This is a genomic window from Pseudomonas sp. GXM4 (assembly GCF_008923895.1).
GTDB lineage: Bacteria > Pseudomonadota > Gammaproteobacteria > Pseudomonadales > Pseudomonadaceae > Aquipseudomonas > Aquipseudomonas atacamensis.
In genome coordinates, this window is the sequence record NZ_WBRZ01000178.1 from 1 (window position 1) to 11,932 (window position 11,932).

11 protein-coding genes are annotated in these 11,932 nt (G+C 62.0%); 1 reads left to right on the forward strand and 10 read right to left on the reverse strand.

Annotated features, from left to right (window positions below; translation table 11 throughout):
• Positions 1-96 precede the first annotated feature (96 nt).
• From F8N49_RS19600 to F8N49_RS19640, 9 genes are all read right to left on the reverse strand, one after another.
• Entirely contained in the window at positions 97-807 is a 711-nt protein-coding gene (locus F8N49_RS19600) for a membrane integrity-associated transporter subunit PqiC (protein ID WP_024011350.1), read from the reverse strand.
• A gap of 185 nt (positions 808-992) precedes the next feature.
• Positions 993-3,257 (reverse strand): DNA topoisomerase IV subunit A, encoded by a 2,265-nt coding sequence (gene parC / locus F8N49_RS19605; protein WP_024011349.1) that lies wholly within the window; start codon positions 3,255-3,257, stop codon positions 993-995.
• A gap of 7 nt (positions 3,258-3,264) precedes the next feature.
• Positions 3,265-3,789, reverse strand: coding sequence for a TIGR02281 family clan AA aspartic protease (locus F8N49_RS19610; protein ID WP_151552195.1), 525 nt, complete (start codon positions 3,787-3,789; stop codon positions 3,265-3,267).
• The gene (locus F8N49_RS19615) at positions 3,786-4,775 is read right to left on the reverse strand and encodes an esterase-like activity of phytase family protein (protein WP_151552197.1); all 990 of its coding nucleotides are present in this window, start codon (positions 4,773-4,775) and stop codon (positions 3,786-3,788) included. The genes F8N49_RS19610 and F8N49_RS19615 overlap by 4 nt, the downstream gene beginning before the upstream one ends.
• A complete protein-coding gene (gene parE, locus F8N49_RS19620) occupies positions 4,775-6,682 on the reverse strand; it encodes a DNA topoisomerase IV subunit B (protein ID WP_024011346.1) in 1,908 nt (635 codons plus the stop codon). Before parE ends, F8N49_RS19615 begins: the two co-directional genes overlap by 1 nt.
• 41 nt (positions 6,683-6,723) lie before the next feature.
• Entirely contained in the window at positions 6,724-7,332 is a 609-nt protein-coding gene (locus F8N49_RS19625) for a YqiA/YcfP family alpha/beta fold hydrolase (RefSeq protein WP_041477646.1), read from the reverse strand.
• A gap of 290 nt (positions 7,333-7,622) precedes the next feature.
• The gene (cpdA, locus tag F8N49_RS19630) at positions 7,623-8,438 is read right to left on the reverse strand and encodes a 3',5'-cyclic-AMP phosphodiesterase (RefSeq protein ID WP_151552199.1); all 816 of its coding nucleotides are present in this window, start codon (positions 8,436-8,438) and stop codon (positions 7,623-7,625) included.
• A 97-nt stretch (positions 8,439-8,535) separates the two neighbouring features.
• Complete coding sequence (locus F8N49_RS19635) at positions 8,536-8,988, reverse strand: DUF1249 domain-containing protein (protein ID WP_039756811.1); 453 nt, start codon at positions 8,986-8,988, stop codon at positions 8,536-8,538.
• Positions 8,979-9,596, reverse strand: coding sequence for an NUDIX domain-containing protein (locus F8N49_RS19640; RefSeq protein ID WP_024011344.1), 618 nt, complete (start codon positions 9,594-9,596; stop codon positions 8,979-8,981). The genes F8N49_RS19635 and F8N49_RS19640 overlap by 10 nt, the downstream gene beginning before the upstream one ends.
• Positions 9,597-9,823: 227 nt before the next feature.
• Between F8N49_RS19640 and F8N49_RS19645 the strand changes: the two genes are divergently transcribed.
• Positions 9,824-10,570: an RsiV family protein gene (locus tag F8N49_RS19645; RefSeq protein ID WP_016771974.1), complete on the forward strand. Its 747-nt coding sequence runs from the start codon at positions 9,824-9,826 to the stop codon at positions 10,568-10,570.
• Here the strand turns inward: F8N49_RS19645 and cytX are convergent.
• Positions 10,539-11,831 (reverse strand): putative hydroxymethylpyrimidine transporter CytX, encoded by a 1,293-nt coding sequence (gene cytX / locus F8N49_RS19650; protein WP_151552201.1) that lies wholly within the window; start codon positions 11,829-11,831, stop codon positions 10,539-10,541. The genes F8N49_RS19645 and cytX overlap by 32 nt on opposite strands.
• Positions 11,832-11,932 lie beyond the last annotated feature (101 nt).

Here is an 11,932-nt window from a genome sequence, read left to right on the forward strand (position 1 = left end):
GGAGAGGGTTAGGGTGATGGGCTTTTGATCTTCCACCCCACCTCCAGACACACCAACGCCCGCACAATGCGGGCTCTGTTCTGACTCGTTCCAGCCTCAGAAGCGAAACACTTCCATATCGGTACGAATCGGCGAGGCCATTGGAATCTTCGGCTGCTTCTCGGCATCCGCCGCAGGCGCTGCGGGTTTCGGCGCGGCTTTACGCGGTGCCTCGGCCACGGGCGGCTGGTTGGCCAGTGGCTTGAGCGCCACCGACAACTGCTCGGCCAGACGCTGCAACAGAACCCCTTGTGCCTGCACCTGGGACGCGGTGCTGCCAGCGTGCGTCTCCTGCAGGTGAATGATGCGGTTATCACGCACCTTGCCGCGACGATCGATCAACCGCCACTGCGCATCGAGAATCGCCGGTTGTTTCGCTCCGGAATCCAGACGGGTGATGGTCAGCAACACCTGCACATCGGGCGTGAACCCGGCGGTAGCAGGCGCCAGCACCACACGCTGGCTGTCCAGGTGACCGGCGACCTGACGCATCAGCAACTGATCGATATCCGACGAAAGGCTGCCAGCCCAACGACCGTCGGTCGCCGCTTGCAGGCTGCCGTCGGGTTGACGTTGCAGCAGGGTTTCGCGTTGCAGGTAATCGGCTACAACCACCGGCCCCAGCAAAACCGCCATGCCCGCGCTTTGCGCAGGCTGAACCGGACTTCCGCTGTCCAGTTGGTACAGCGACACCGGCTGGTGAACGCTGCAACCCGCCAGGCCAAGAACGCCGGCGAGCAACAAAATAAGGGGGCGTAGAGCAGTCATCATCCCGTCCAGGTGGCCGCCACAAGGCTGACCACAGTGAAAATACTCAATAAATATGAAGAACGCTCGGCCACGCCGGCGCTTGAAAGGCCATATCATCCGTGAATATGCGTTCCGACTCCAGCGCCAAAGCGTCGATCTACGCGTTTAATCGCAGATCGAACGCTCTAGGAAGGCGTTCTCGCCTAATTGAGGTTTTCGACGAGCAGCGCATCGACCCGTTGGAAGCCCCGCGGAAGTTTGTTTCCGCGCCGTCCACGCTCACCTTTGTAGTGCTCGAGGTCGTCGGCTTTCAGTGACAGGGTTCGTTTGCCAGCCTGCAACACCAGGGTGGCGCCTTCCGGCAGTACGGCGATGTCCGTGACATATTCTTCGCGACTGGCCACGCGTTCACCGGAGATACCGATGATCTTGTTGCCTTTGCCCTTACCCAATTGTGGCAGATCACTGATTTTGAAGATCAGCAGGCGACCTTCGGTCGTGACCGAGGCCAGCCAGTTCTGCTCACGATCGGCCACAGGGCGCGGCGCGATGACCTTGGCGTTGTTCGGCAGGCTCAACAGGGCCTTGCCGGCCTTGTTCTTCGCTTGCAGATCTTCGCCTTTGACCACGAAGCCGTAACCGGCATCGGACGCAATCACGTACAGCGCATCGTCTTCGGGCATCAGCACGCATTCGAACGAAGCACCCGGTGGCGGCGTCAGACGGCCGGTCAAGGGTTCGCCCTGACCACGGGCCGACGGCAAGGTATGCGCGGCAACCGAGTAGCTGCGACCGGTGGAATCGATGAACACGGCAAACTGGTTGGAGCGCCCCGCCGCCGAGGTCTTGAAGCCATCGCCGGCCTTGTACGACAGACCGGTGGCGTCGATGTCATGGCCCTTGGCCGAACGCACCCAGCCTTTTTCCGACAGCACGACAGTGACTTTCTCGTTCGGCAGCAGGTCGTGCTCGCTCAACGCCTTGGCTTCGGCGCGCTCGACGATTGGCGAGCGGCGGTCGTCGCCGTAGGTTTCGGCGTCTTTGAGCAGCTCGGTGCGCACCAGTTTCTTCAGCTTCGCTTCGCTGCCCAGCAGGGCTTGCAGCTTGGCTTGTTCCTTGAGCAGTTCGTCCTGCTCGTCACGCAGCTTCATCTCTTCCAGTCGCGCCAACTGACGCAAGCGGGTGTCGAGGATGTAGTCGGCCTGGATCTCGCTGAGAGCGAAGCGCTCGATGAGCTTGGCTTTCGGGTGCTCCTCGGTACGGATGATGTGAATCACTTCATCCAGGTTGAGGTAGGCAATCAGCAAACCATCCAACAGGTGCAGGCGCCGTTCGACCTTGTCGAGGCGGAATTGCAGGCGGCGACGCACGGTCAGCACGCGGAATTCCAGCCATTCGACCAGCAGCGCACGCAGGTTTTTCAGCTGTGGCTTGCCGTCCAGACCGATGATGTTGACGTTGACCCGGTAGGTCGACTCCAGCTCGGTGCTGGCGAACAGGTGCTGCATCAGCGCTTCGTGATCGACGCGGCTATTGACCGGGATGATCACGATGCGGCACGGGTTTTCGTGGTCGGATTCGTCACGCAGATCGGCGATCTGCGGCGCTTTCGACGGTTTGGCCTGCATCAGCGCGGCGATCTGCTCCAGCACTTTGGCGCCGGAGACCTGATGCGGCAGTGCGGTAACGATGATGTCGCCGTCCTCGACGTGGTACACGGCGCGCATACGTACCGAGCCCTTGCCGGTTTCGTACATCTTCAGCAGGTCGGCGCGCGGCGTGATGATTTCCGCTTCGGTCGGATAGTCCGGCCCCTGAATGTGTTCGCAGAGCTGTTCGACCGTGGCTTTCGGCTCATCGAGCAAGCGCACGCAGGCGGTGGCGACTTCGCGCAGGTTGTGCGGCGGTACGTCGGTGGCCATGCCCACGGCAATACCCGTGGTGCCGTTGAGCAGAATATTCGGCAGGCGCGCCGGCAACACCAGCGGCTCCTGCAGGGTGCCGTCGAAGTTCGGCCCCCAGTCAGCGGTGCCCTGGCCCAGTTCGCTGAGCAGCACTTCGGAATAGCGCGACAGCCGCGCTTCGGTGTAACGCATGGCGGCGAAGGACTTGGGATCGTCCGGCGCACCCCAGTTGCCCTGGCCGTCGACCAGCGTGTAGCGATAGCTGAACGGCTGCGCCATCAGCACCATCGCTTCGTAGCACGCCGAATCGCCGTGGGGGTGGAACTTGCCGAGCACGTCACCGACGGTACGCGCCGATTTCTTGTGCTTGGAATCGGCGTCCAGCCCCAGCTCGCTCATGGCGTAGACGATACGCCGCTGTACCGGTTTCAGGCCGTCGCCGATATGCGGCAAGGCGCGGTCCATGATCACGTACATGGAGTAGTTGAGGTAGGCATTTTCGGTGAAGTCAGCCAGCGAGCGGCGTTCTACACCGTCCAGGCTGAGATCAAGGGAGTCGCTCATGCGGGCCTCATCGGTTCGTTGTCTGGCGCAGCAGCATGGTGCCACCGCGCTGGGTAAATTCAAGTTTGTTCAGGGCGCTCATGCCGAGCAGCACCTGGTCGCCATGCAGCCCCGGCGCCACCAATGCACGGACATCCCGCAGCACGATGTCGCCCAATTGCAGGCGGGCAATCTTCGTTCGATAGCCCTGGCTCAGGCCGTTGGCCGTGCTCAGGGTCACGCCGAAACCTTCTTGCAGCTTCAAACGCTTGGCCAGATCCGCCGGGATCGCCACATCGGTCGCGCCGGTGTCGAGCATGAACTCCACCGGCTCGCCGTTGATCTGGCCGCTGGCGACAAAATGCCCTTGGGCATTGCTCACCAGTTTCACTTCGATAAAACCTTCGCCCTGCTCCGACGTCACGACAATGTTCGGATTCTGCTGGCGCTGCTCCCACTGACCGAAAAACCTTGTCGCGAGAAACAGCGCCGCGCACCAGGCGAGGATCATCAGCACCCGACCGGCACGCTTGCCCGGCGGTTGCTGGCTCATGGCCTGGCACTCCAGCCACCGTCCGGCGCGGCAAAGCGCCAGACCACCGGGCGGACTTCGCCATCAGCACGCGGGCCAAAATTGTTGTCGACGCCGATCCACGCACCTTCGGCATCAATGATCAGCGCTTCCTCCAGTCCGTAGTTCTGCGAATACCGACGTTGTTCCTGCAACAGTTCGCCGGCATACGACCAGCACTGCTCGACCTTGGCCGTCTGCGCATCGCGACGGCAGATCTCGAAAGCGTTGCGTTCAAGGGTAAACAGCTTGCCGTTGAACAAGGAAATGTCGGAAAAGTCGCGGTGAACCGCTTTGGCTTTCGGAAACTGTGGCGGCTGCATCTCCTTGCCGCCCTCACTGAGCAGCACGCAGCGACCGTCACAATCCCACACCGTCTGCTGGCGCTTGATCAGCAGCAAACCGCGTTTTTGCCGTTCGGCGGCCAGCCATATCTGATCACCGGCCGGGTTGATCGCCAGGCCCTCGAAGATCGAATTGAACTTGAGCAGCAGGCCGCTCGCCCGCGCTTCGCGAACCAGCAGCGGCGAGATTTTCAGCCAGTTCGCCGGGCCGCTGACCGGCACCTGCAACACCGCCGCATGGGCCTCACTGACGATGTAGCGATTGCCTACGCTGTCGCAACTGATGCCCTCGAAATCCAGATCGCCACCGCGAATGAACGACGCAGCCCAGGTGCGCGAACTCAAGCCCCACGGCAAGCCGCTCTCCGGCACGGGCGGCACGTCGATGTGCACGGTTTGCGCCTGCCAGACCGGATCGCGGGTATCGAGCCGATAGATCTGCTCGTCATCGCGATCGGAAACCGTCCACAGCTCATTGCCGCACAGGGCCAGCCCCGACAGGTTACCGCCGCGCATGCCTTCGACCGGGTGTTCGGAAAGCAGCCGCAATTGTTGCAGCGGCTCGGCCGACACGCTCAGCGCACTCAGCAGCAACGCACCCGCCAAGGCCCAGCCAAACTGCATCAGGCCAGCACCTCGGCGAGGTTGCCCTTGGATTCCAGCCAGGATTTGCGGTCGCCGGCGCGTTTCTTCGCCAGCAGCATGTCCATCATTTCCGAGGTTTCGGCGAAGTCTTCGCCCAGCGTCAACTGCACCAGACGCCGAGTGTTCGGGTCCATGGTGGTTTCACGCAGTTGCGGCGGATTCATTTCGCCCAGACCCTTGAATCGGGTGACCTGCGGCTTGCCGCGTTTCTTTTCGGCGACCAGGCGATCGAGAATACCGTCGCGCTCGGCCTCGTCGAGAGCGTAGTAAATCTCTTTGCCGAGGTCGATGCGGTACAGCGGCGGCATCGCCACATAGACGTGACCGGCATCCACCAGCGGGCGGAAGTGCTGGACGAACAGCGCGCACAGCAAGGTCGCAATGTGCAGACCGTCGGAGTCAGCGTCGGCGAGGATGCAGATCTTGCCGTAGCGCAGCTGGCTCATGTCCGCCGCGCCCGGATCGACGCCGATGGCCACGGCGATGTTGTGCACTTCCTGGCTGGCGAGCACTTCGCTGCCGTCGACTTCCCAGGTGTTGAGGATCTTGCCGCGCAACGGCAGGATCGCCTGGAACTCCTTGTCCCGCGCTTGCTTGGCCGAACCGCCGGCGGAGTCACCCTCGACCAGGAACAGCTCGGAACGCATCGGGTCCTGCCCGGCGCAGTCAGCCAGTTTGCCCGGCAATGCCGGGCCTTGAGTGACGCGTTTGCGCTCGACTTTTTTGCTCGCCTTGAGACGGCGGCCGGCGTTGTTGATCGCCAGTTCGGCAAGGGCCAGACCGGTCTCCGGGTTGGCGTTGAGCCACAGGCTGAAAGCGTCTTTCACCACTCCGGAGACAAACGCCGCTGCTTCACGGGAAGACAAACGCTCTTTGGTCTGGCCGGAGAATTGCGGCTCCTGCATTTTCATCGACAAGACGAAAGCGATGCGCTCCCAGACGTCTTCCGGCGCCAGCTTCACGCCGCGCGGCAGCAGGCTGCGGAATTCGCAGAACTCGCGCATCGCATCGAGCAGGCCCTGACGCAGACCGTTGACGTGCGTGCCGCCCTGGGCAGTCGGGATCAGGTTGACGTAGCTTTCCTGCACCGCGTCGCCACCTTCCGGCAGCCACAGCAGCGCCCAGTCGACCGCTTCCTTATTACCGGCGAAGGCGCCGCAGAACGGCTCGTTCGGCAGACGTTCGAACTCGCTGACGGCATCGACCAGATAAGAGCGCAGGCCGTCTTCGTAATGCCACTCGACTTTCTCGCCGGTGCCTTTGTCTTCGAAGCTGACCAGCAAGCCCGGGCACAGCACAGCCTTGGCCTTGAGCACGTGCTTGAGGCGGCTGATGGAGAATTTGGGAGAATCGAAGTATTTCGGGTCCGGCGCGAAGTACACGCTGGTGCCGGTGTTGCGCTTGCCGACGGTGCCGACGATTTCCAGCTCGGACGCCTTGAAGCCGTCCTTGAAGGTCATCTGGTATTCGTTGCCGTCACGCTTGACCCGTACGCGCACTTCGGTCGACAGCGCGTTGACCACGGAAATACCCACCCCGTGCAGACCGCCGGAGAACTGGTAGTTCTTGTTGGAGAACTTGCCGCCCGCATGCAGCTTGGTGAGGATCAGTTCGACGCCGGACACACCCTCTTCCGGGTGAATGTCGACCGGCATGCCACGGCCGTCGTCGCTGACTTCCAGCGAATGGTCGGCGTGCAGGATGACCTGCACCGATTTGGCGTGGCCGGCCAGGGCTTCGTCGACGCTGTTGTCGATGACTTCCTGGGCGAGGTGGTTCGGCCGACTGGTGTCGGTGTACATGCCGGGGCGTTTGCGCACCGGGTCGAGGCCCGAGAGGACTTCGATGGCGTCGGCGTTATAAGAACTAGCGCTGGGAGTGGCCATAAGGTCTCGTCGTCAGTCATTCATGAAAGAGGGGCAAGACTTCACAGCGTGGTGAAATCGATTGCCTGATACATATCGGCAGCCATGCCGGCAAAACTCAGCAACGCCGGCAATTGCCCGGCAAAGCCCTGGAAACTGTGGTCGCCGCCAGCCTGAATGCGCAAGGCACAGGCGCGGTAATACTGTTGGGCGAGGCGATAATCCAGCGTTTCGTCGCCGGTTTGCAACCAGACCTGATAACGCTGCGGATCCTGCGGTGGCGGCACTTCCAGTTCGGCCAGCGCCGTGACGTGGTCGTGGGTCAGTTCCCAGGTTTCATCGGTGTAGAGGTTCTGCTGCGTGCCCAGATAACCATCGAACATCCGGTGCGGGCTGACCGCCGGGTTGACCAGCAGGGCTTTCAGGCCATGGCGCTCGGCCAGGTGAGTCGCATAGTAGCCGCCGAGCGAACTTCCCACCAGCAACGGCCGGCCCAGCTCGGCGATTGCCTGCTCGAGCTGACCGATGGCTTCGCGCGGATGGTGATGCAGCGCCGGCACGCGCAATTGCCCGCTCAATCCCAGCCGCTCCATGACCGCGACCAGCTGACAGGCCTTCTTTGAGGCCGGCGCGCTGTTGAAACCGTGGATATAGAGGATCGAACCGGACATTTGAGCTCCCTGGCTGTCGGCGAAAGATAGCGGAGTTTACAGGGAGAAGGACCGGGATTGGGGGTGGGTTCAATAAATTGGTGTGACAGCACAAGCTGCCCTCACCCTAACCCTCTCCCGGAGGGAGAGGGAACCGACTGGGGGATATTCGAGAGCTACACCGACCTGAACGTTTTGCTGCGAATCCATAATCGATATCGCTGTTTCAGGTCGATGCACAGCCAAAGACACCGCGGTCGGCCCCCTCTCCCTCTGGGAGAGGGCTGGGGTGAGGGTCTTTGATTGTCAGTTCAGTAACCGTTGGAGCCGTAATCGACTGTGAACTCGAAGTCGGTGACTCTTTCGACGCCCGTTTCCAATTTCCCGTCCGGCAACAACCGCAGCCAGCGATACCCCGGCGCCTGCTCGCCCACTTTGAAATCCGCACTCCCGGGCTCGAACTGGATGCACGTCGAAGGCGAAGCCATCAAGCGCACGCCATTGCGCTCGCGATCGATTTCCTGATGCACATGCCCCCATAACACCGCGCGAACCTGCGGGAAGCGATCCAGCACTTCAAAGAACGCTTCCGGGTTGCGCAGGCCGATCGGCTCCATCCACGCGCAGCCGATCGACACCGGATGATGATGCAGGCACACCAGATGATGACGCTCCGGCGCCTCGCTCAGCGCGCGGGCGAGCAGTTGCAATTGATCATCCTGCAGATAGCCCGGCACCGAACCCGGCACCGCCGAATCCAGCATCGTCACCCGCCAATTGCCAATATCGACCACCGATTCGAGCAAGGTGCTCTGCACCGCCGCCTCGGCCATGACCATCGGCTCGTCGTGATTGCCGGGAATCCAGCGCGCCGGGGCATTGATCTGCGCGCTCAGTTGGCGGAATGCCTGATACGACTGCAGCGTGCCGTCCTGGGAAATATCGCCGGTGGCCAGCAGCAGATCGATCTGCGCCTGTTGCGCCAACACCAGGTCGATGACCCTTTGCAGGCTCTCGCGGGTCTTCATGCCCAGCAGCGTGCCGTCCGCCTCGGCGAACAAGTGGCTGTCGGACAACTGCACCAGCAGCGCCGGGTCGGCGCTGGTCAATGTCGATACGCTGGGCAAGGCGCTCTCCCGGGGCTAAGCACGCAATGGATGGGTGCGGCAATTATGCTGGGGGATGACACAAAGGGGAAACCGCCGAAGCGGACGCAGTTCACAACTAGCGAACGACTTCGTACTCGTGCCCCAACGCCAGACAGTGACTCAGCCATTCGCCCAGAAACACATTGAGCTGGGCCTTTTCATCGGGCTGGTGCATGGCGGCGTTCGGATAAGGATAGATGCCGCGAAAGCGTCGTGCATGCTCGGCGCTGATCACTTCGGCCATGCGCGCGTCGTGGTAGACCTGCACTTCCAGTTGCGGCACCGGCAACCACGGCAGGCTGTGCTCCTGGCGTACCTGCAAGGTCGTGGTGTACGGGCAGGTCTGCAGCACTTCGAGGGCGAGCACGCCGAGCATCTGTTCGCCCTGAGTCACGGCGATACGCCGCGCCTCGGGTTCGTTGCGCATGTCCGGCAGCAGTCGCATCAGGCGCGCGTAGTTGGCCTCGCAGGCGGCTTGCAGCCCCACGAGATCAACCCGATAACGATCGCGCAGCTTGTTTACGACCATAGCCCCCTCACTTCGGCGCGGTTGAGCGCCAGCCACTGCAAGGCGATGATGCTCGCCGCGTTGGCAATACGTCCGTCACGCACGGCTTGCAAGGCATCTTCAAAGGCCCAGACCGTTACGCGAATGTCTTCGGCCTCTTCTTCCAGCCCGTGCAGACCGCCGACACCGTCGGTGCTGCAACGCCCCAGATACAAATGCACGAATTCGTTGCTGCCACCTGGCGATGGAAAGTACTTGGTCATCGGCCACAACGCCTTGATGTCCAGCCCAGCTTCCTCCTGCGCCTCGCGGTGAGCAACTTCTTCCGGTTGCTCATCCTTGTCGATCAGACCGGCGACCAGTTCGACCAGCCACGGGTTGTCGGCCTTGCCCATGGCGCCGACACGAAACTGCTCGATCAGCACCACTTCATCGCGTTGCGGATCGTAAGGCAGGACGCACACGGCATCGTGGCGCACGAAGATTTCCCGGTTGATCTCGCGGCTCATGCCCCCGGCGAACAGCTCATGGCGCAAGTGCACACGGTCGAGCTTGTAGAAGCCCTCGTAGCATTTTTCGCGCCGCACGATATCCACGGCGGTCGGAATGGCGTTGGCAAAGTCAGTCATGATCATCCTCTTTACTGCATATCCTTTACGGGGTTTCCGCGTACAACCGGCAACCTCGACTTCGCGCCATCCTAACGCGCCCGCACCGTTTGATGCAGCCCCTTTACCGTCAGCGGGATGGACGGTGAAGCTGAAACACACTCTAATCAGCTTAGTGGCGAACTGACTGCTCCGTTGAGAGTCGAAGCGGTATCTTTTTGCCTTCCCCTGCTTTCGAAAGGACGCCCATGTCGCTTTTCAAAATTGCCTCTGTGGCCGCTATTGCCCTGACTCTGGGCGCCTGTGCCAGCCTGTTCCAGCCCAACTATCGCACGCCGCTGGAAACCACCCGCGACGCCTCGGAACAACTCAAACCCGGCTGTTCCAATCCCGATTGCCCGCTGGTGAACATCGACACTCTGCGCTTCCCGGACGAGCCGGCACTGGACGGCATCATCGAAAAACGTCTGCTGCAAATGACCCGCACCGAGAAGAACGCACCCGTAGCGCCAACCCTGGCCGCCTACCGCGAGCAGTTCCTGGCCAGCGCCGGCCCGCGCAACAGCAGCTATCTGCAAGCGAAAGTACGCGAGCAGCATGACGGACTGGTGATCATCGAGCTGTCGAGCTACCTCGACACCGGCGGCGCCCACGGCACGCCGGGTCGCGGTTTCATCAACTATTCGCGCCAGCAGCACAAGGTGCTGAACCTGTCCGACATGTTGCTGCCGGGTCAGGAAGAGGCATTCTGGAAAGCCGCGCAAGTGGCGCACAACAGTTGGCTGATCAGCACCAAGCTCGATCAGGAGGCGGAATTCGTCGCGAACTGGCCGTTCGTGAAAACCCCGCACGTGGCGCTGACCTACGGTGGCGTGATTCTCAAGTACGACGTGACCACCATCGCGCCCTATGCGCTGGGCCACGTCGAACTGAAGATTCCTTACCCGCGCCTGAACGGCATTCTCAAGCCTGAGCTGTTTCCCGGCCGTAACTGAAGGCCCGGCCCAGCACTAACTGCAACAGCCCTGCCAGCACCAGCGCCGGCAGGGTTGCGCCGACATCCGGATACAGATTCGCCAGCAAGTGGTAGGTGCTGACGCCACCCAGCCACGCCAGCAACGCCGGCCAGCGCAATGCGGCTGAGGCGACCTGAGCACTGCGCTTGCGCAGGATGAAGTGATCCACCAGCACCACGCCGAACAGCGGCGCAAACACCGAGCCGATCAACAGCAGGAAATTCTGGTACTGCGCCAACGGCGCCAGCAGTGCGATCAGCGTGCAGATCACGCCGATGGCCAAGGCCAGGTGCTCGACTTTCAGACGCAACAGAATCCCGCTCGAGACCGCTGCCGAATGAATATCGGCAAAAGCGTTTTCCGACTCGTCGAGCAGAATCAGCAACAGCGGAATGCCCAGACCGGCGCCTGCCAAGGCCAGTAGCAACGCATTGACTTCACCGCTCGGCGCGAACGCCAGGGTGTAGGCCACGCCAAGGCTCATCAGCCAGAAGTTACCGATGAAAAAACCCACAGCCGTGCCACCGAAAACATTCTTCGCGCGTTTGCCGAAACGCGAGTAGTCGGCAATCAGCGGCAGCCATGACAGCGGCATGGCGATGGCAATGTCGAAACCCACGGCAAACGGCATCGAACCGTCACCGGCGCGCGCCCACAGCGCCGCGAGGTCGGCTTTGGCGAACAGGTTCCAGGTCAGCCACAGGCACGCGGCGAGCAGCAGCCAGATGCCCCACTTGCGCAGAATCTGCCGCACGAACGTCAACGGCCCGCTCACCGCGAGCAACGTTGCCAATGCGCCGAAAACCAGTGTCCACAGAATCGGATTGGCCCACAGCGAGCCGTCGCTGAAGGCGCGGGTGCCGAGCAGGCTGGCGGCGTCGCGCATGACGATGATTTCGAACGAGCCCCAGCCGATCAGTTGCAGCAGATTGAGCAGCGCCGGCAGGCTCGCGCCTTTGCTGCCAAGGCTGAGCTTCAGCGCCGCCATCGATGACAGGCCGGTGTCGCTGCCGATCACGCCGACTGCAGCGAGCAACAGCACGCCCACCAGCGTGCCAAGGAAGATCGCCAGCAAAGAACCGGACAGACCCAGACCCGGCGCGAGCAATGCGCCGGTCTGCAAAACCATCAGGCCGATGCCGAGGGAGAACCACAGGGAAAACAGATCGCGACCGCCGAAGACACGCTTGTCAGCGGGCACGGCAAGGTCGGGGGAATAAGTGCCGGGTTGAATGCTCAAGGGTGTTATCTCAAAGGGACATTTGTTGTGATCGTTCCCACGCTCTGCGTGGGAATGCCTCTCGGGACGCTCCGCGTCCAGTGACGCGGAGCGTCACGGGC